At 46.1% G+C, this 18,739-nt stretch carries 20 protein-coding genes and 1 tRNA gene; 4 read left to right on the top strand and 17 right to left on the bottom strand.

Translation table 11 applies throughout. From position 1 onward, the window contains the following. Window positions 1-166 precede the first annotated feature (166 nt). On the bottom strand, window positions 167-466 hold the full coding sequence (locus tag CSH92_RS13220; protein ID WP_100658107.1) for a hypothetical protein: 300 nt from the start codon (window positions 464-466) through the stop codon (window positions 167-169). A 163-nt stretch (window positions 467-629) separates the two neighbouring features. Continuing rightward, window positions 630-1,928 (bottom strand): adenylosuccinate synthase, encoded by a 1,299-nt coding sequence (locus tag CSH92_RS13215; protein ID WP_100658106.1) that lies wholly within the window; start codon window positions 1,926-1,928, stop codon window positions 630-632. Window positions 1,929-2,255: 327 nt separating this feature from the next. Here CSH92_RS13215 and CSH92_RS13210 point away from each other — a divergent pair, with 327 nt between their 5' ends. Then, the gene (locus tag CSH92_RS13210) at window positions 2,256-3,938 is read left to right on the top strand and encodes an alpha-amylase family glycosyl hydrolase (RefSeq protein ID WP_100658105.1); all 1,683 of its coding nucleotides are present in this window, start codon (window positions 2,256-2,258) and stop codon (window positions 3,936-3,938) included. Here CSH92_RS13210 and CSH92_RS13205 read toward each other — a convergent pair whose 3' ends face one another. From CSH92_RS13205 to trxA, 7 genes are all read right to left on the bottom strand, one after another. Next, entirely contained in the window at window positions 3,939-4,118 is a 180-nt protein-coding gene (locus tag CSH92_RS13205; protein ID WP_240612810.1) for a DUF2065 domain-containing protein, read from the bottom strand. Between the two features lie 11 nt (window positions 4,119-4,129). After that, on the bottom strand, window positions 4,130-5,296 hold the full coding sequence (locus CSH92_RS13200; RefSeq protein ID WP_100658104.1) for an aminotransferase class V-fold PLP-dependent enzyme: 1,167 nt from the start codon (window positions 5,294-5,296) through the stop codon (window positions 4,130-4,132). 82 nt (window positions 5,297-5,378) lie between these two features. Beyond that, window positions 5,379-6,863: a sensor histidine kinase gene (locus tag CSH92_RS13195; protein ID WP_240612809.1), complete on the bottom strand. Its 1,485-nt coding sequence runs from the start codon at window positions 6,861-6,863 to the stop codon at window positions 5,379-5,381. After that, on the bottom strand, window positions 6,857-7,582 hold the full coding sequence (locus CSH92_RS13190; protein WP_100658103.1) for a response regulator transcription factor: 726 nt from the start codon (window positions 7,580-7,582) through the stop codon (window positions 6,857-6,859). Before CSH92_RS13190 ends, CSH92_RS13195 begins: the two co-directional genes overlap by 7 nt. Window positions 7,583-7,592: 10 nt before the next feature. Further along, complete coding sequence (locus CSH92_RS13185; RefSeq protein ID WP_100658102.1) at window positions 7,593-8,321, bottom strand: spondin domain-containing protein; 729 nt, start codon at window positions 8,319-8,321, stop codon at window positions 7,593-7,595. Window positions 8,322-8,331: 10 nt separating this feature from the next. Beyond that, complete coding sequence (locus tag CSH92_RS13180; protein ID WP_100658101.1) at window positions 8,332-9,036, bottom strand: spondin domain-containing protein; 705 nt, start codon at window positions 9,034-9,036, stop codon at window positions 8,332-8,334. A gap of 229 nt (window positions 9,037-9,265) precedes the next feature. Continuing rightward, window positions 9,266-10,123 carry a thioredoxin gene (trxA, locus tag CSH92_RS13175; RefSeq protein ID WP_100658100.1) on the bottom strand — a complete coding sequence of 286 codons (858 nt, stop codon included), beginning with the start codon at window positions 10,121-10,123 and terminating at the stop codon, window positions 9,266-9,268. Window positions 10,124-10,246: 123 nt separating this feature from the next. Here trxA and CSH92_RS13170 point away from each other — a divergent pair, with 123 nt between their 5' ends. Both CSH92_RS13170 and CSH92_RS13165 read left to right on the top strand, forming a co-directional pair. Further along, window positions 10,247-10,579 carry an Mpo1-like protein gene (locus CSH92_RS13170; RefSeq protein WP_100658099.1) on the top strand — a complete coding sequence of 111 codons (333 nt, stop codon included), beginning with the start codon at window positions 10,247-10,249 and terminating at the stop codon, window positions 10,577-10,579. Window positions 10,580-10,728: 149 nt separating this feature from the next. Continuing rightward, window positions 10,729-11,430, top strand: a complete 702-nt coding sequence (locus CSH92_RS13165) for a hypothetical protein (protein WP_100658098.1) — start codon at window positions 10,729-10,731, stop codon at window positions 11,428-11,430. 56 nt (window positions 11,431-11,486) lie between these two features. Here CSH92_RS13165 and CSH92_RS13160 read toward each other — a convergent pair whose 3' ends face one another. The 8 genes from CSH92_RS13160 to purE all read right to left on the bottom strand — a co-directional run bounded on the left by CSH92_RS13160 (window position 11,487) and on the right by purE (window position 17,561). After that, entirely contained in the window at window positions 11,487-12,590 is a 1,104-nt protein-coding gene (locus CSH92_RS13160; RefSeq protein ID WP_100658097.1) for a PQQ-dependent sugar dehydrogenase, read from the bottom strand. A 10-nt stretch (window positions 12,591-12,600) separates the two neighbouring features. Next, complete coding sequence (locus CSH92_RS13155; RefSeq protein ID WP_100658096.1) at window positions 12,601-13,077, bottom strand: Dps family protein; 477 nt, start codon at window positions 13,075-13,077, stop codon at window positions 12,601-12,603. Window positions 13,078-13,225: 148 nt separating this feature from the next. After that, window positions 13,226-13,708: a copper chaperone PCu(A)C gene (locus tag CSH92_RS13150; protein WP_100658095.1), complete on the bottom strand. Its 483-nt coding sequence runs from the start codon at window positions 13,706-13,708 to the stop codon at window positions 13,226-13,228. Between the two features lie 199 nt (window positions 13,709-13,907). Further along, a complete protein-coding gene (locus CSH92_RS13145) occupies window positions 13,908-14,282 on the bottom strand; it encodes a response regulator (protein WP_100658094.1) in 375 nt (124 codons plus the stop codon). Then, a complete protein-coding gene (locus CSH92_RS13140) occupies window positions 14,283-15,575 on the bottom strand; it encodes a sensor histidine kinase (protein ID WP_100658093.1) in 1,293 nt (430 codons plus the stop codon). It abuts the gene before it with no gap. Window positions 15,576-15,797: 222 nt separating this feature from the next. Beyond that, window positions 15,798-15,873: transfer RNA gene (locus tag CSH92_RS13135), tRNA-Thr, on the bottom strand. A 51-nt stretch (window positions 15,874-15,924) separates the two neighbouring features. Beyond that, window positions 15,925-17,073, bottom strand: coding sequence for a 5-(carboxyamino)imidazole ribonucleotide synthase (locus tag CSH92_RS13130; protein ID WP_100658092.1), 1,149 nt, complete (start codon window positions 17,071-17,073; stop codon window positions 15,925-15,927). Beyond that, complete coding sequence (gene purE, locus CSH92_RS13125; protein ID WP_100658091.1) at window positions 17,070-17,561, bottom strand: 5-(carboxyamino)imidazole ribonucleotide mutase; 492 nt, start codon at window positions 17,559-17,561, stop codon at window positions 17,070-17,072. The genes CSH92_RS13130 and purE overlap by 4 nt, the downstream gene beginning before the upstream one ends. Window positions 17,562-17,833: 272 nt before the next feature. Here purE and CSH92_RS13120 point away from each other — a divergent pair, with 272 nt between their 5' ends. After that, window positions 17,834-18,736, top strand: coding sequence for a LysR family transcriptional regulator (locus tag CSH92_RS13120; RefSeq protein ID WP_164084742.1), 903 nt, complete (start codon window positions 17,834-17,836; stop codon window positions 18,734-18,736). Window positions 18,737-18,739 lie beyond the last annotated feature (3 nt).

Here is an 18,739-nt window from a genome sequence, read left to right as displayed (position 1 = left end):
TAAATTAAGAGGCCGCGCCAGATGAAAAATCGGACAAAGCCTTGACGGTATATTTCCTGCCATTTTGCCCTTTTGCTCGGATCCCAGTCTTTATACATACTCGACGTCGACATCAAAATATTTCGGATGCTGATTCGGTTTAGGCCTTTCACAGAATTGAATCCCATTACTCGTCCGTTGTATCACTATTCGATTCTGTTGATTGATTAGAAATAGAAGCGCCACTAGCAAAGCCACTTCCAACGGATCTTATTGCCCAACCCGCTCTCACAAAGCCAGAAGTTGCTGCTGCCAATCCACCGGTAAATCCAGATAATGCCCCTAGTGCAATCCCGCTCATAATTCCACTCATACTCGCGCCATTGACTGCTTGACTAATTCCACCTATCGCTCCTCCTATAACCGCTCCTATTGGCCCAACGCCACCATTGACTCGCTCCATCTCATTTATGGATAGTGTTCTCATTTCAGTATCCTTACGTGATTAGTTAAAAAACTAAAAATTCAAAAGCAAATACATCCTTATCTGCACATAAAGTAAAACATACTGACAACTTGGGAACTACTGATCTTAGGGATAAAAAAACCAGCCGAGCGGCTGGTTTTTTTGTGTAAGTAGAAAAAGAAATTTACGCGTCATAAGGATGGCGAACAACCATCGTGTGTGCGCGGTCCGGTCCAGTGGAAATGATATCCATCGGTACACCGGTTAATTCTTCTAACCGCTTAATGTAATTTTTAGCGGCTTGCGGTAACTGCTCGAAATCAGTCAAACCAAAGGTGTTTTCTGACCAGCCTGGCATGCTCTCATACACTGGCGTAACTAACTCGTATCCATCTGCTGCCATTGGCGGAACATCTGCAATATTACCTTCTGCATCTTTATAACCAATACAGATTTGGAGTTCTTCCAAGCCGTCTAAAACATCAAGCTTAGTTAAGCAGAAACCAGTAATAGAGTTAATTTGCACAGCTCGTTTCATCGCAACCGCGTCAAACCAACCAGTACGACGTTTCCGTCCAGTAGTTGCACCGAATTCATGCCCTTTAACACCTAAGTGCTCGCCAACGGCACATTCAAGCTCTGTGGGGAAAGGCCCTGAACCAACACGGGTGGTGTAGGCTTTAACGATACCCAGCACGTAATCCAAGTTTAACGGCCCAAAACCAGCACCGGTAGCAACACCACCAACAGTAGTATTCGATGAAGTCACATACGGATAAGTGCCGTGGTCAATGTCTAATAAGGTACCTTGGGCACCTTCAAACATAATGGCATCACCACGCAAACGCGCTTTGTCTAGCGTATCAGTAACATCGACCACCATCGCTTTGAGCATATCGGCAACAGCTAACGCTTCGCTCAAAACAGTATCAAAATCAACCGCTGGCGCTTTGTAGTATTCAGTCAGCATAAAGTTATGATAAGCCAGAACTTCTTTTAACTTGCTGGCGAAATCCTCGGGATTAAATAAATCCCCGACGCGCAATCCACGGCGCGAGACTTTATCTTCATAAGCTGGACCAATACCACGCCCAGTAGTACCAATCGCCTTATCACCGCGAGCTTTTTCGCGCGCTTGATCCAGTGCAATATGGAACGGCAGAATTAATGGACAAGCCTCACTGATGACCAATCGCTCGCGCACAGGTACGCCGCGATCTTCAAGCATTTTCATTTCAGTTAATAATGCTTCAGGGCTTAGTACGACACCATTACCAATCACACAGGTTACGTTGTCACGTAAAATACCGGAGGGTATCAGGTGCAACACCGTTTTTTCACCGTCAATGACAAGCGTGTGACCGGCATTGTGCCCGCCCTGATACCGCACCACATATTTGGCGCGATCCGTAAGTAAGTCAACAACCTTACCCTTGCCCTCATCACCCCATTGGGTGCCGAGCACTACAACATTTTTAGCCATGGAAATTTACTATCGAAAAAATAGACGCGGATCCTACCAAAAAAAACCTCAACTGTTGACCTTTTTTCGAGCAGTTTAGACAACAACCTAAAGGTGTTATGCAGTGCACTGATTTATTTAATAAAAGTTTTATTCATTTAATTAGGGAGGACCGTTACCTCTACATTAAACCTAGCGCACATTTCGCCATAAAATGCTTAAAAGTCGAATCCTGAGCGCTCGGCATCGCAGTCATTAGAAACCACACGCCACGGTGCAAACGTATGTAACGTGACTCAATGTTAGCAATATGTAAATCTAGCGAAAATCGTGTAAACAGAGCTCCCTATGCAGAAACGAGCGTTAATAATCCTAGCCTTAGCCAGTCTCAGCGCTACGAGCGCAGAATCTACTGACGTTTTTTTTGGTACCAGTGAACCGTTTGCCAAAGAAGCTATTTACTTCGCGTTGACCGACCGTTTTGTCGATGGTGACCCAACCAACAATCACGCTGAACAGGGCAAAGATTACGCAGAGGGGCAGTGGTATACCTTTGACCGCCCCTTGCTTGGCCCAAATGGACAGTCTGCTAACGTGGGGTATTTGGGCGGTGATTTTCGTGGCGTGCTGAATAATGCTGACTATATTCGTGACATGGGTTTCACTGCGATTTGGCTTACCCCAATTTGGGATAACCCAGATCTTGCCTTCAATGGAGGTGAAACCATTACTTATGCGGGCGGCTATAAGGATGGCGGCAAGACTGGCTACCACGGTTATTGGGCACACAACTTTTACCAAGAAGACGAGCATCTGATCTCAGCAGGGCTTAAATTCAAAGATTTCACCGCTGCACTGGAACAGAAGGGCCTCAAGTTTGTACTCGATATCGTCGCCAATCATGGCTCACCGGCTTACAGTATGGTTGAGGATCAACCCCTCTTTGGCGAGCTTTATGATGCTCAGGGCAACTTGGTAGCTGATCATCAAAATTTACATCCGACAGAGTTGAGTGATGATAATCCCCTGCACGCGTTTTATAACCGACAGACAGGACTTGCCCAATTATCTGATATCAATGAAAACAGTAATACAGCTTACAACTATTTGCTCAATGCTTATCGCTATTGGCTAGCGCAGGGAGTTGATGCTATTCGCATCGATACCATTAAGGAAATGCCACATCACTTTTGGAAACGCCTAGCCGATGACATTCGCCGTGACTATCCAAGTATGTTTATGTTTGGTGAAAGCTATTCCTATGATGCAGAATTTATTGCGCAGCACACTCAGCCTGAAAATGGCGGTGTGAGTGTATTAGATTTTCCTGGCCGTCAGGCCATAACCCAGGTATTTGAAAATCCTGCGAGTGATTTCGCCGACCTCACGTCGTATTTACACCTGACTTCAGGCATGTATCAAAACCCCTACGAGCTGATGACCTTTTACGACAATCACGATATGGCGCGCATGAATGCTGATGATGCTGGTTTTATCAATGCAAACAACTGGCTATTCACCAGTCGTGGCATCCCGGTAATCTATTACGGCTCTGAAATTAATTTTATGACCGGTAAGGCCGAGCACGAAGGCAACCGCAATTACTTTGGGCAAGAAAATGTAGAACGGGCGAAACAGCACCCTATTCAACAACAACTCAGTCGTGTAGCCAACTTACGCAAACAATTACAGGCATTACAACAAGGGCTACAATTCAACCTTTCTTTTAGCGGTAATGTCGCAGCATTTTATCGAGTATTGCAATTTAACGGTGTTACTCAAACCGCCTTGGTGGTGCTTAATAAAGGTGGGGCAACACAAGTAACGCTAGAGAAATATTTAAATAGCGGTACATGGACTGACGCTCTTACTGGTGAGAATATTCAAATCGATGCCAATAAACCGTTAACTTTAGACGTAGCCGCCAATGATTTACGGGTATTGGTTTTGGATGAACCGCTTGCTGCACCTGCGCTTATCGCCGAGTTGCGCCGAGCTCAACAAGGAATTAAAAAACTTGTTCAAGAGTGATCAACGCAATAAAAACCATAAGCTGATCACCCCAGTTATTACCAGGACCCCACCCACACGACGCAGTTCATTTGGGGATTGCAGGCTGATAGTCAGCATAAATTTTTGCCACTTTTTTGGAAATAAAAGTGGCCCAATGCCTTCAATAATCAACACTAAAGCCAATGCAATAAACCACATTGAGTAATCCATTACAGCGCGTGCTCGCTCAAGCAGGAAAAGTCGTACTGGTTTGGATCATGATAAAGCGCAAAACCAAAGCGTAACCTTTCTGCTCGATAATCTGTGAGGATTCCAGCGTTAGCTAATTTATCATGCAATCGCGCTGCAGTTGCTGCATCGGGTAATGCAAAGGTTAAAAAATGGCCATGATTCGATAAGTCGTGGCATAACAGACTATCGCGATTAAGCAGAGGATGTTTAAGCGCATCTATGTGCGCAAGAAATTGTTGTTGGCAAGATTGAATAAACGCGTTGATCACATCGACACTTAGCGCTTCTTCGGTAAGCATATTTAATACCGCGCGCAAACGATAAATCGCAGAAAAATCCATCGTTGCTCCGGCGAAGCGCATGCCCGTTTTGCTGTATTTAACCTCACCCTGCTTGGCGCTGCTCAGCTCGCCAAACTCAGCATACCAACCGGTATAAACTGGGCGCAATTCACAGCCGACAGGAACCACCGCAAAACAAGCGCCCTCGCCACCTTGAGCATATTTATAACTACCCGCTAAATAAAAAGCGCGATGGGCGAGCGGGCTGATATCTGTGGGTTTAGCCATAAAGCCATGGTAGCCATCGACCACAACTTGTGTATTGGAGTCAGTAACCGCATTAACAATTGATGGAAGGTCTTCAACAACCACGCCTGAATTGAAAAACACCTGACTAAAAAACACTAAATCATGGTAGTTAGCATTTATCGCCTCAATGAAGCGCTGGGTGAAAGTCGCATAAGGTGCAGATGGGATCCGTGTTACGACTACCTGCTCTGCCTCTTCCATGCGCGCAACTTGGCGCGAAAAGCTGTGAAATTCGCTGTCAGTGGTTAAGATCCTTATTGGCCGCCCAGACGGCAAACAGGACATGATCCGGTAAAGCAGTTCGTGGGTGTTTGGGGCAAACACAATTTGTTCTGGATCCGGCGCATTAAGGATGCGCGCGATTTGCTGCTGCACGTCGGGGATACAATCACTGAAGAAATAGCCCCATTTTTCGTCGACATATCGTGCCGTATCATCCCAATATTGCAACTGAGCGTCGCGTGTTACATCAGGCCAAAAATAATGGCTGTGACAAGCAAAATGCTGTTTATTTGGGTTAGCCGTTAAAAAACGTGAGTACAAATGCTGGTACATAGCAAAATAATTAAAAAGTGCCGTAAGTAGCTGACGAGCATGGTAGCACGTGCGTGGTTAGTTCGATATATTTTCCCACCCTCTAAGGGGCCAGTGGCAAACTCAGACTAAACACAGTACCTCGCCCTACTTGACTACTTACACTGATCTCACCGCGCATCAATGCGGTTAGTTTTTGACATATAGCCAAACCCAGACCAACGTGGACACGATCATCACTGCACTGATTGGCTGCTTGATAGCGGGCTGCGAAAATAAATGCCAATTCACTTTCAGCAATTCCATTTCCCGTGTCTTTAACCTCAATACAGGCGAGTGTTTCTTGGCGCGTCAACACCAATTCAATTTGCCCATCCTCAGGCGTGTGCCGGATCGCATTATCTAAAAGATTCGCCACAATACGTTCAACTTTGCCTATATCTGCATGCACAAAAAGATCCGGTGCGTCGGCTTTGACGCGCAGAGCAATATTCTTGCTCGTCAGTTGGCCGGAAAAGGTAGCTGCGACGTCATGTAACAGTTCGGCGACTGAGAAGGCCTCTTGCGTGAGTGTGACTTGCCCTGCTTCTAAATAAGCAAGCTCGAATATTTGCTCAATCAAGCGCTTTAAATTGCCCGCGTTTTTCAACGATATCTCGATAAAACGCTTGCGCTCATCAGCACTCAATGTGTCGTTCTGAATATCCAGAGTTTCAATATAACCCTGAAGGTTGGCTAATGGCGTGCGTAGGTCATGGGACAGATCAGCTAGCAATACGCGACGTTGAATGTCGGTTTGCTGCAATCGATCAAACTGCACGGTGATATGTTCCATCATATCGTTGAACGCACAACCCAAACGATGAATTTCATTATGACTTGTGCGCCGCCACTGACGCTTTACCTTGGCGATGGCATTAGCATCAAAACTGGCATCACGGACGGTATCCATATCATCACTCAACTGCTTCATTGGCCGCGTAAAAGCTTTAAATAGCACCAATAATGCTACCAACAAAAATATCAGCGCGGCTGCTGCAAAAATGGCAAATTGTTGGGTGGCAGCGCTACGCTTTAAGTTCGCAAGGATCGAGTCATAGGCCTGACCACCAATAATGATGTAGATATAGCCTTGCAGCCCTTGCTCAGTAACGACAGGGGCAACAGAAAATATTTTGCTGCGTTGTGAATGGCGTGGGTCGTTCCCCAAAATAGGCAAGCTCGCCGCATCACGTAGAAAATCAGTGATAGGCTGAAGTTCAACAGAGTCGCGGGCTAACTCGCCAAGCTCAGACGCATAGCTCAAAATCTTGCCATCGGGATCCAGATAATAAAATTCAAAACTTGGCCCCATCACCATCAAGGTATGAAACAGATTTTTCAATGCACTATAATCGTAAACGCCTTGCGCGAGGAGCGGATTATCATTCACTAAGTGCGCCGCCAAATCAACGTGCAAACGTTGTTCAGCTTCTAAACGCGTATTGTGTTGCAACGTCGCTGACGCATACACAAATACACCAACAACTAAGATAAATACACTGACCAATGAAATGGCTAAGCGCTGGTAAAAGCATAGCTTCAACACTGGTCTTGTACTCCCAAGGCATTTAATTTGTAGCCAACGCCCCACACTGTTTGAATAATGAGTGGCCGCGTCACATTCGCCTCTATTTTCGCGCGCAGTCGATTGATATGCGAATTCACCGTGTGTTCGTATCCACTGTGGTGATAACCCCACACTGATTCCAACAGCTGTGCCCGTGAGAACACCTGATTAGGGTGTTGTGCCAGAAAAACCAGCAACTCAAACTCGGTCGCGGTTAAGTCCACGGGCTGCTCACGTAGCAGCACGGTGCGGCGCTTGGTACATATCTGCAGCTGACCGATAACCACGGTTGCTTGAGTGTCATCCTGCGACTGAACAGCGCAGGCGAGCATGTGCACTTTACGTAATTGGGCGCGGATCCGAGCCTGCAATTCGCGCACGGAGAAAGGCTTAGTTAGATAATCATCAGCACCCAGCTCTAACCCCAACACCCGATCCATCTCCGAGTCTTTCGCGGTGAGCATGACAATAGCTTGCTCAGGCTTGCGTTGGCGTACCTCGCGACAGATATCCAATCCACTGACATTCGGCAGCATTACATCCAGTAGTAACAGCTCATATTGGTTGTCTAACGCCTTTGCAAGTCCAACATCGCCGTATGCAGCATGATCGACAGTGATCCCTATTTCCGCCAAATTCACTCGTATCAGGTCGGCGATATCATTATCATCCTCAACCACCAATACACTGTCGTTCATGCTCCACTTCCTACTCTATTCGGGTTACAACTACCCGCATTACTGGATTGTCAAACTTGTGCTGTACCGTCAACACGGAGTCCATTAATCCATCGTCTCCAGTTACTACACCACCATGCATTGCAACGTAGTCAACATCGTCACGCGTCGCGTTATAACCTTCACCACCATCAACAGGGCCTGGAATAGTGCCTTGTGCTTCAGAATTAGCTTCTGTACCCGCATCGTAGGCTACCGTCGTCGTCATCCAGCTATCGCCCACGGCAAGTTCTGATAGGGATATTGCATTAAGACCGGTAAAAGCATCATTTGTATTCACCAGCATTGTGGTAATGGATAATAATGCATCGGTTGTGTCTTCGACTGTCACAGTAATGGTTTCATTGTTTCCAGGACCAATCGGGGCCACTCCCGAAACGGCACTTAACGCTATATCTAAAGCGATAAGCTGGGAGTTGTCGCCACCTTCCGCCATTACTTCGATGGCTTGCGAAGCAGGCTCACCAACTGCAAACAATTGCCCTTCTGCATGCAGTATTATTGCGGCTGGAGAGAATGGCTGCGCATTGGTCAGGTTAGTGAGCGTAACTTCATAACTTACCATTACAGGTGCAGGTGGCGGTGGCTCAGGTGGTGGTGACGGCGGCGGCAAATCGTCGCTATCACTGCCACAGCCGGAAAGTGCAACACTGACTACGGTTGCCAGCAACAACTGGCGTTTAATTGGATTGCTAATCATGGCGGCCTCCCTATTGCACCGTAACCGTGACTTTCGCGACCGGATTAAGCCAACGATGGACATTATTGGTTACATCACTGATGCCACCAGCTGCGTCACTATCACCTAAATTGCCTGGGTGAATATGTACGTTGGTATTTGTCGACATAGTAGTCACCCCTGTTCCGTTCATACCTAGTAGAGGATCTAGAGGTGGCGGGACTGGCATGCCGGGCATGCCTGGCATGCCACTGCCCCGTAGCTCGTCATTGGCTTCGGTACCGGCATCATAGGCATTCAGGTAGAGTGTGTAGGTTCCAGCTTCACTCGGGATTGGCCAATTATCTAAACCAACAAAGCCATCATTGGAGGGCAGGATCATTGCTACGATAGACAACACATCGTTACTTTCAGCAGTACTTAACATTGCCGTGGTTGATTGTGCTGGCGCCAGTAAACCACCGGCTGGATTCGCCACTGCATCAGCACTTATCGCACTACCAATTGCAGCTAGCCCATCTAGACTACCACCTTCGGCCATTGCCTGAAGCTCTGCAGATGCCGGGGCCCCCACATCAAATAATGAATTCTCATCGCCGTGGGCCACGACCAGTAAAGGCGTAAAGTATATCCCTTGAGTAAGGTTGGTTATTTCAACGGAGAGTTCAGCCGCTGATAACGTTGACGCAGTGCCTAAATATAGCGATGCCGCTAGAATTGAATAACGCTTTTTCATAGATTCCTCGTGAGTAAATGTCATTAACAACGAGGAAAGTGTGCGCAACAATTATCGCAAAAGTATCACGAAAAGATCATAATTTGCTGGCAATTAGAGCTACAATGCTTCGCAAGCGCTAGCTTGAAACCATCGGCGACAATGAGCACTAGCCAACCATCACGGTAAATATGTACCGTGACAGTTTGAATGCTTAGTTTTGGATACGGTAAACGCTTGTACCAGCCTATTAATACAACAAGCTATAAATTTTGCGGCGGTAGGTGGATTTTAGTGCATCACCGTCAGGCAGTGCATTGACCATATCTAAAAATAACTTTTTCGCATCACCAAAATTCAAATCTTTACTGATCACGCTATACAATAATGTCAGAGCTTCTTCATGTTTATTAGCTTGTTGGAGCTGAACTGACAGCTGTACTTGGGTTTCCATGTCATCAGGATTTTTCTCCAACTTGGCTTGCAACGCTTTGATTTCAGGAGACTCCGCAGCCTGTTCAGCCAATTCAATTTTGCCTTGCAATGCACTGTAGCGACCGTCTTGATCCACTAGCCCAATAGTACTTAGTATCGCCTTGGCTTGGTCGATGTAGCCCTGTTCAATAAAACAGTCAGTCATCATCAACTTTCCATCAATGTTCTCTGGATTGATTTCATAGGCCTGTTTGACCAAAGGGAAAGCTGCTGCATAATTCCCCTCACCAATTAACTGCGCGCCTTGAGCCAGTAAATCTTGTTCCGGTGAAGGCAAATGCTTTGCAAGCATTTCACGGATCTGAGCTTCTGGTTGCGCTCCGGCAAAACCATCGACGGGTTGCCCGTCCTTCACTAACATCACGGTGGGAAGGTTACGCACGCCAAACTGGCCAGCGATTTCTTGCTGTTTTTCACAGTCGACCGTGGCCAAAATCATGTCGTTGGGATATTCCTGTGCGATTTTTCGCAATATCGGCATCAAATCCTTACACGGCTCACACCAATCAGCCCAAAAATCCACCATAATCAGTTTTTCATGGGATTGCTGAATAATCACCTGTTGGAAGTTTTCGAGGTTAAGTTCTACGATATTTGTCGCAAGGTTTTGCATTGAATTCACGCCGTGCTTTTGCCAAGATGGCTATAATATGTGGTGTTAAAGTTGAATATCAACCCAATCACAACAAAGGTGCGCGAAGGCGCAGCGTCGTAGAGGTCGAATAAGGAATTGGTTATGCAAACGCAACAAAAAATGTATTCTTCATTTGTCGAGTTTTATCCGTATTACTTAAGTGAACATCAAGATCCACGTTGCCGCCTTTTACATTTCATTGGCTCATGGTTGGTATTAGCTGTAATAGGCACCGCCATTTACACTCAGCAATGGGTCTTATTGTGGCTAATGCCGGTCATCGGTTACGGCTTCGCTTGGGTTGGTCACTTCTTTTTTGAACACAACAAACCAGCCACTTTCACTTATCCGTTTTACAGTCTGTTAGGCGATTGGGTAATGTTTAAAGATATTTTGATTGGCCGAATTTCCATTGCGCAGAGTGAGCATAAATAAGTATTCAGAAAACACATTGCTTTCCCATTTAGAGGCTGCTTTGCGTCCAAATTCTGCGCTACGCTAAACCAACATGATAGATCCGAAGTTTAATCAATTCGCGGCGGCAAGCAGTATAAGTAGAGCAAACTCAGATAACTTATTGGATCATGTTTAAAGCGATTTATGCCCTCATTCTGTGCCTTATTACTCTTCCCGCTCAGGCTGGCTATCAAAGAGGGTGCGCCGATCCGGCATATCATCAATATATTGAAAGTCGTTTGGCTGCGCTTGAGGCTCGCGCGAAACGTCAACTCGAATTAACAGAGCAAACCTATACTCTCAGTCTCCAGGCTGATAGCAGTCAGTATCAGCTAATGACTCTCCTCGGCAGGCATTTAACGTACAGCGCACAATTTGAACCGATTGTATTGGTTGAGCGCAAAATAGAACGTTTATTTGAACACGCAGAACAACTCAGTCGTGAACAGGTGATAGCGGGTGAAGTTATTGACGGATTCAGCAATGAGAACCACGCTGTAGGTATCGCTAGAGCATGGTTAGCCTATCGGCAAGGTGCCCATTCGCTCGCAAGTGAAGAAATGCTAAATGCTATCGACAGCAATCGCTCTATCCTTCTAGGTGCCTATGGTCCTGACTTTGAGCTGGTTAGGCACATGTATCATGATGGCCATATTCAACCTGTAATGGATTACATTGCTAAAACTGAACAGTTTTGGCTTGGCGAGCGCGCAGAAGCGCTGCGCAGTGTGTGGCGCAAAATGATTGAGGCTGAGTGTAAAATTCAGTTCGATTCTGTGGATCTGATTAAAGCTGCAGAATTAGGGTTGGCAAGTAATCAATTAGATTAGTGATATCGAACAGCAGAACAGCTTAACACTGTTCTGCTGAAGGACTGATCGCGCGGTTACTTCGGTGATACCTGCAACAACTTGCCGTTAGGCTCATCAGTGAGCAGATAAATCAATCCATCGTTGCCAACCACCACATCACGAATACGTTCCCCTCTGTCACGCAACAGCTCATGTTGAGCCACCACAGCGCCACTGTCATCCAGTTCGATACGACGAAGATGGTCAAACTTAAGTGAGCCTACTAAGAGGTCGCCTTGCCAGTCACTAAATGCATCGCCCTGATAGAAATCCATTCCGCTCGGCGCGATTGATGGATCCCAATACATAAACGGTTGCTCCATGCCTTCTTTCGCGGTGAGCTCGGATACCGTTGAGCCATCATAGTTCACACCGTAAGTGATCACTGGCCAACCGTAGTTATTACCTTTGCCTAAGATGTTGACTTCGTCACCACCTTTAGGACCATGCTCGTTTGTCCAAACGGCTCCCGTTTCCGGATGCACGGTCATTCCTTGCACATTCCGGTGGCCATAGGAAAACACTTCTGGCGCTTGGCCAGACACAAAAGGATTGTCTTCAGGTACCGAGCCATCGCGCTTGATCCGTGCAACTGTGCCAAAGTGATTGTCAGTATTTTGAGCCTCGTGACGCTGAGAACCGCGGTCACCCATACTGATGTACAAATCGCCCTGCCCGTCAATCACTACACGACAGCCAAAATGAAAACCTGTATCAATGCGTGGATCGGCGGTAAATAAAACACGAACATCTGTCAACGCTTGCCCATTAAGGGTTGCGCTCGCGACGGTACTTGTTGCCCCGCCTTCACCAGGGCTGCTGTAACAGAAATACAAGGTATTGTTATTGGCAAAATCAGGGTCAGCAGTAATTCCTAACAAGCCACCTTGATTTTTCGCTACAACCTCAGGCACCCCAACGATAGGCTCACTCAAGACTCCTTGGCTAAAGCGACGCATCGTTCCTGGGCGTTCATTGATAATAAAATCACCGTTGGGTAATTGCACCATACCCCAAGGATGTTTAAGGCCATCGGTTAACTCTGTCACGTTCACTTCAGACCCAGCATGATTGTGTGCATTAACATTCAACGCTAATCCAGTAGCTAGTAGTCCACACAATAGAATTTGTTTTTGCATTATTTATTCCTCAGGCGTTAGATTGAGTCGCGCGCAACATCCAAGCAGTTTTTTCATGGACGCGCATGCGGTCAGAGACAAGTGCAGCTGTGGATTCATCATCGGCCTCTTGCGCAGTAGAAAGTACAGCACGGCACGTTTTCACCACTTGTTCATGACCTTTGGTTAACAAAGCAACCATTTCATCTGCGGCAGGTACGCCTTCAACTTCTTTGATTGAGCTTAATTCTGCAAACGCTTTGTAGGTGCCAGGCGCAGGTACATCCAGCGTGCGGATCCGTTCAGCGATATCATCGACTGCGATGGCAAGCTCGGTGTAGTGCTCTTCAAACATCAAATGCAACTCGCGAAATTGCGGGCCGGTGACATTCCAATGAAAATTATGCGTTTGTAAGTACAGCGTGTATGAATCTGCTAATAGGCGCTTAAGTCCATCAGCTATTGCAATACGATTTGATTCATTAATTCCGATATCAATTTTGTGCATGTTCACTCCTGTTTTCTTATCTTCCAGCATACCGACTAGATCTGCTGAAGCCAGAGGAAAGCGTTAAACGTCTAACCATTGTCGTTTAATGGATTATCACTGTTAACGCAGAATAGTCGATTTTAGATTAGCCTAAATTGCGATTTAGTTAGTGATGATGCTCGTGTGCATGCCCTGCGTCATCGACTGACTGAACGGTCACCTGAGTCTCAAACGCTTCTCCGGAATCCAGATGTAAGGTAAGCATAAACTGTTGCCCAGCTTCCAAGCCCGACTTAAGGCCTAATAACATGACGTGATATCCGCCTGGCGCAAACAGTAAGGTTTCTCCGGCGGGAACGAAAACCCCGTCTTTTTGCTCACGCATTTTCATCATATCGCCATCTTTAATCACATTGTGTATTTGCGCTTCGCTAGCAATAGTCTCAGGCACCGACGCGCGCTCTAACACAACAGTGCGCTTACTGTGATTTTCTACTTGCAAATAAACAGCCCCGGTTGGCGCTAACGGAAACGTAGCTCGCGCCCAGGCTTGATTAACACTGATTGGCGAACTCGCAACTGCGGATGGCAAGCTCAGCAGACCTAATAACAGTAAAGTAAAACGACTCATTCGAATATGAAAAGGCATACTTCTTCCCCTAGGTGACAATGAACCTGCTCGGTTTAAAAAAGGTAAATAATATGCTGTTTTAGATGCAACGCTGATGTTCACCAAGCAGACATTTAGGACTTCAACGGGCGTTCATTAGTACATGCTTTTAATCGGTATGCAAGTGACTTTAGATGTCACTAAAGCTAATGGCAAACTGCAAAAGATACTGGCATTTTCATTGCGCACTGGTGAGCTGCGAAATTCGTGTAAATAGCGCTTTAAAGTCTACTGGTTTGGAGTAAAACTCTGTATTTGCCAGCGCATTAGCTTGATCTTGGTACTCTGGAGTAGTATGCCCTGTTAAGAAAATTATTGGCGTATCTCGATGTGTTGCGCTCTGCCTTAACTGCTGAGCAACCTCTATGCCACTGACATCAGGCAAACCGATATCCAACAAAATGAGGTCGATTAAGGGTTCGGCACGAGCTAATTGCAGGGCTTGCTGGCCATCAAACGCTTGCAATACTTCGTAATCACGCAGTTTTAAACGCTCTGTAATGAGAGTTTGATTTATTTCGCTGTCTTCTACCGATAGTATTTTCAATATCATTTACCCCTTAATTGGTAGGCTTAAGGTAAATGTGCTGCCCTGACCTAGCTGACTCTCGAGAACCATTTCTCCACCCAGTAACTCAATAAATTGCTTCGAAATACTTAATCCAAGGCCTGTCCCTTTAAACTTTTTAGTGGCACTAGAATCAACTTGCGAAAAGGGCTCAAACACTTGTTTATGACGACTTTCCTCAATGCCGATCCCAGTGTCGATGACCTTGATGATCACAAACGGGCCATTAGCGCGGTTTTCTTGCAATAACTCAATCGTTATTTGCCCGTTTTCAGTAAACTTATTCGCGTTTGAAAGTAAATTGAGTAAGACTTGTTTGAGTTTTTGTTTATCACTCTCAATGACTACTCCCAGTTTAACTGGCTTAAATAGTAATTGGTTGCCTTGCTTCTCGGCTAATCGTACTGACAACTCAAACACCTCATTAATCATCTCATCTATTACAAATGCTTCACGATTAACATCAATTGCACCCGCCTCAATTTTAGCCAAGTCTAAGGTATCTGAAACAATACCACTTAGATGCTTGGCCGAAGAGATAATATTATCCAAATACTCAGCTAGCTTGGGATCATTCGGATACTTAAACTCGAAATATTCTTGGATTAACTCTGTGGTACCCAATATGCCATGCAACGGCGTGCGCATTTCATGATTCATGTTGGCAATAAAATCACTCTTCGCAATATTGGCACTTTCAGCTTGTTCTTTCAAAGCCATTACTGAACTCAACATTTCTTTGTTTTCTCGATCTAATCGATATGCCTCTGTCAGTTGCGCACATGTCATCATCAAAGGCTGCAAGAACTCCACAATTGATTCATCAAAGCCGTTGGGACGATTGGCAAGCCCTGCCATACCAATAAAACGATCGCCCAAATGGAATGGAAGACCCAAAAAGTGATTGAGGTCAGGATGACCGCTAGGAATCCCCCCCGCTCGGGGGTCGTGCGATGGGTCATTCGCAATAACCACCTGACCTGTTTTGATTACCTGCCCGAATAATGTATCTAAATTGTGAAACTCTAGACCAAACGGCGCATTCTGCTCATAAAACATTCGGGTTTCTTCATTCCAAGCAATATTCGTTAACGCGTGCGTTTTTAAAAATAGCTGGCCTTCTGCGCTGGTTTTTATCTCTCCAATAAAACCATACTCGCTATCTGTTAGCTCTAACAAGGCTGTCAACATGTCGTTGAACAAAACTCCCGCGCTAGTGCCTGTAATATATTGGGTTTGAGCAGTCTGTATGGCTTTTAGAATTTCACTGGCTTGCATAGGCCTAATAACACCACGTTTGGCTGCACAGAACCTGCAGCAATGAACTATTAATAAACAACACTAAAGGAATAGCTGTTTGACTACTTCATGTCAATAAAATAAACCCTGCGATTATCATCCAATCACTGAAGTTGCGCTATGTAGCAATATGAAAGACGTGCTATGACGTTGAACCGTCACTGTGGTATCAGCATTAGCTAATATGGGAAACGTTAGAAATGGTGCCGACTGCCGGAATCGAACTGGCGACCTACTGATTACAAGTCAGTTGCTCTACCAACTGAGCTAAGTCGGCACACTGTAGAGGCGCGTATTTTAGGTACGCCTAACATTTTGTCAAGCGCTTTTATGCGCCGTTTAAACCTTTTAATTTTGTTACCTCGTCTGCTAAAACAGGGAAATTTTCAGCCGGTAATAATTGCGCTAGAGCGGCAAGTCGATCCGCTAACTCTGCATAGTCAGCCGCGACCACATTAATGTGCCCCATCTTGCGCTTCGCGCGCACCGTTTTACCGTACCAATGTAAGTGACAACCCGGTAGTCCTAAAACGTCTTTCGCAATGCTACCGCACCCAATGATATTAACCATTGCACTGACTCCAGTGACGGACATATCGCCAAGTGGCAAGTTCAACACTGCACGTAACTGATTTTCGAACTGCGAAGTCTGTGCTCCATGTAGCGTCCAATGCCCTGAATTATGCACCCGCGGTGCTAGCTCATTAACCAATAATTGATCACCCACTTGGAACATTTCAACCGCAAGCACACCGACGTAGTTGAGATCATTCACAATTTTATGGAAAAGCGCTAACGCTTGCTCTTGTAACGCGGGAGTTAACGCAGGCGCAGGCGCTACTGACACGTGCAATTGCCCTTGATAGTGGCGATTTTCCGCCAATGGGTAAACGCTTATCTGCCCCTGCGCATTGCGCGCACCAATGATCGAGAGCTCGCGCTCAAAAGATACCATTTCTTCGGCAACAATTGGTACTGCTGCCAAATCAAGCTTTGCCAACTCTGCCGTTAGATCAGATAGCGAACTCGCTTCCGTCAAACGCCACTGACCGTAGCCATCATAGCCATCCAAGCTCGCTTTGAAGATAATTTTGCTACCCAACTCGGCAACAACATCTGGCAGCTGGTCAATGTGGGTAATTATCTTGTGGCGGCAATTTGGGATCGCTAGACGGTCTAAAAACTGCTTTTCTAGCACGCGATCAGCACCAAGTCGAATGGCATCAAAATGCGGATATAATTTTTGGGATGCCTGAGCCATCGTAAGTAAATCAACGGGCACATGCTCAAACTCAACCGTCAATGCCTGTGCGGCATCCACAGCATCTTTGAGTGAATCATTCAACGGTGCTTTGTCAACCGGATTTACCAGCTGCTGATTTTTTACATTAACCGCAGCGACCTCTATACCCAATGGTGCGCCGGCAAGGCTAAGCATTTGCGCCAATTGACCATCGCCAAATACAACTACCTTCATGCATCTAGTTCCAAATCAGCGGCGGCTAAAACCTTCTCGGTTTGTTCCTGCCTAAAATCCAAGATTGCTTGCCGCACGGCAGGATTATGTAAAGCAATGATTTGAGCTGCGAGTAAGCCGGCGTTAGCGGCACCGGCTTCGCCGATGGCCAAGGTACCCACGGCAACTCCTTTAGGCATTTGCACAATCGATAACAATGAATCCATACCACTTAGCTGACTTGAGCGAACCGGGCAGCCTAGCACTGGCAGATGTGTATGCGCGGCTATCATGCCAGGCAAATGTGCAGCGCCACCAGCACCAGCAATGATTACGTCAAAACCGTTATCTTCTGCGTTTACAGCAAACTCAGTCAAACGATCAGGTGTGCGATGAGCAGAAACAACCTTCGCTTCGAATTCCACGCCAAAAGCCTGCAACATCTTCGCCGCATTTTGCATGGTTGGCCAGTCTGATGTTGAACCCATTACTATCGCTACTTTATTCATTTCAACTCCAACTTTAGTCACAGCCTTTGAGCAGGCGCCTGTACGCAAGGATTAAAAAGGCGCAGAGTATACCCTAAAAATAGAATTGTTCCCATTGCTTCGAATGACCGTACTAAAGCAGTGTTGATGGTAAATAAGATGTCTAAAACCATTGGTTTCTGCCAGTGTTGGGCTCTATGCTGCAGAGCGTTGACGCCAAACTGCAACGACACAGCATTTACATTTTATTATGGTTTTTGTATTTTGTTTTACGTTTACCTATAGGGTGCGATATGAATTCGTTAACGTTTCGGCTGTTACAAGTCTACCAACAAGTTGTTGATAGTGGCTCTATCACGGCTGCATCGACAGCGCTGGGGCTATCTCAACCTACTGTTTCTTTGCAGCTTAAGAAACTCGCGTCGTTGTTTAATATGGCACTGCTAGAGCAGCACCAAGGCAGATTAAAGATGACTGATGCGGGCAAAGCGGTCTACCAATGTGCTCAAGAGGTGTTAAGTTCGCAAGCCAGACTAGATAGCTATATGCAGGCCTTACAAGGGATGGAAGTAGGCTCCTTGAAAATCGCGGTGGTTACCACGGCGAAGTATGTAGTGCCGCCTTTATTGGCCGAATTTTGTCAACTTCATCCGGGCATTGATATCACTCTAAAAGTTGGCAATCGAGCGCAAATAATCGAGCGTTTACAGAACAATCAGGACGATATTTATATTTTTAGTCAGCCTCCCCGTGATATGGCGATCCATGTTGAGCCGTTTTTGCTCAATCGATTGAGTGTAATCGCGCCTAAAGACTACACAGGTCCAAATCACTGCCATCTAAGCGAACTAACCAATCAACGCTTTCTATTGCGGGAGCCTGGCTCAGGCACTCGGAAACTAGTGGATGATTATTGCCAAGCGCAAAAAATTGAACTCAATAACGTCATGGTCATCGAGAGCAATGAAGCCATTCGACTATCCGTATCGACAGGCTTAGGAATTGCGATAGTCTCTGAGCAAACCTTGGCGCATTCGCCGTCAGATGACCTGACATTTTTACAGGTTAATGATTTCCCGCTACAGAACTACTGGCAAGCGGTTACTTTAAATAGCCGACCGGAAAGTCTAGCGGCTTCTGGCTTTAAACAGTTTCTGCGCGAACACGGTGATATTGATACCCAGAAGAATAACTAAAAG

Source organism: Neoalteromonas flava (genome assembly GCF_002807685.1).
GTDB classification, from domain to species: Bacteria; Pseudomonadota; Gammaproteobacteria; order Enterobacterales; family Alteromonadaceae; genus Alteromonas_E; species Alteromonas_E flava.
Note: the sequence above shows the minus strand (reverse complement) of the source record. Positions and strands in the feature narration are given on the sequence as shown.

What these genes read in the sequence shown, in the direction of transcription:
- CSH92_RS13220 (WP_100658107.1), bottom strand. Translation starts at nt 466, where the DNA reads ATGAGAACACTATCCATAAATGAGATGGAGCGAGTCAATGGTGGCGTT.
- CSH92_RS13215 (WP_100658106.1), bottom strand. Translation starts at nt 1,928, where the DNA reads ATGGCTAAAAATGTTGTAGTGCTCGGCACCCAATGGGGTGATGAGGGC.
- CSH92_RS13210 (WP_100658105.1), top strand. Translation starts at nt 2,256, where the DNA reads ATGCAGAAACGAGCGTTAATAATCCTAGCCTTAGCCAGTCTCAGCGCT.
- CSH92_RS13205 (WP_240612810.1), bottom strand. Translation starts at nt 4,118, where the DNA reads ATGTGGTTTATTGCATTGGCTTTAGTGTTGATTATTGAAGGCATTGGG.
- CSH92_RS13200 (WP_100658104.1), bottom strand. Translation starts at nt 5,296, where the DNA reads ATGTACCAGCATTTGTACTCACGTTTTTTAACGGCTAACCCAAATAAA.
- CSH92_RS13190 (WP_100658103.1), bottom strand. Translation starts at nt 7,582, where the DNA reads ATGAACGACAGTGTATTGGTGGTTGAGGATGATAATGATATCGCCGAC.
- CSH92_RS13185 (WP_100658102.1), bottom strand. Translation starts at nt 8,321, where the DNA reads ATGATTAGCAATCCAATTAAACGCCAGTTGTTGCTGGCAACCGTAGTC.
- CSH92_RS13180 (WP_100658101.1), bottom strand. Translation starts at nt 9,036, where the DNA reads ATGAAAAAGCGTTATTCAATTCTAGCGGCATCGCTATATTTAGGCACT.
- trxA (WP_100658100.1), bottom strand. Translation starts at nt 10,123, where the DNA reads ATGCAAAACCTTGCGACAAATATCGTAGAACTTAACCTCGAAAACTTC.
- CSH92_RS13170 (WP_100658099.1), top strand. Translation starts at nt 10,247, where the DNA reads ATGCAAACGCAACAAAAAATGTATTCTTCATTTGTCGAGTTTTATCCG.
- CSH92_RS13165 (WP_100658098.1), top strand. Translation starts at nt 10,729, where the DNA reads ATGTTTAAAGCGATTTATGCCCTCATTCTGTGCCTTATTACTCTTCCC.
- CSH92_RS13160 (WP_100658097.1), bottom strand. Translation starts at nt 12,590, where the DNA reads ATGCAAAAACAAATTCTATTGTGTGGACTACTAGCTACTGGATTAGCG.
- CSH92_RS13155 (WP_100658096.1), bottom strand. Translation starts at nt 13,077, where the DNA reads ATGCACAAAATTGATATCGGAATTAATGAATCAAATCGTATTGCAATA.
- CSH92_RS13150 (WP_100658095.1), bottom strand. Translation starts at nt 13,708, where the DNA reads ATGCCTTTTCATATTCGAATGAGTCGTTTTACTTTACTGTTATTAGGT.
- CSH92_RS13145 (WP_100658094.1), bottom strand. Translation starts at nt 14,282, where the DNA reads ATGATATTGAAAATACTATCGGTAGAAGACAGCGAAATAAATCAAACT.
- CSH92_RS13140 (WP_100658093.1), bottom strand. Translation starts at nt 15,575, where the DNA reads ATGCAAGCCAGTGAAATTCTAAAAGCCATACAGACTGCTCAAACCCAA.
- CSH92_RS13130 (WP_100658092.1), bottom strand. Translation starts at nt 17,073, where the DNA reads ATGAAGGTAGTTGTATTTGGCGATGGTCAATTGGCGCAAATGCTTAGC.
- purE (WP_100658091.1), bottom strand. Translation starts at nt 17,561, where the DNA reads ATGAATAAAGTAGCGATAGTAATGGGTTCAACATCAGACTGGCCAACC.
- CSH92_RS13120 (WP_164084742.1), top strand. Translation starts at nt 17,834, where the DNA reads ATGAATTCGTTAACGTTTCGGCTGTTACAAGTCTACCAACAAGTTGTT.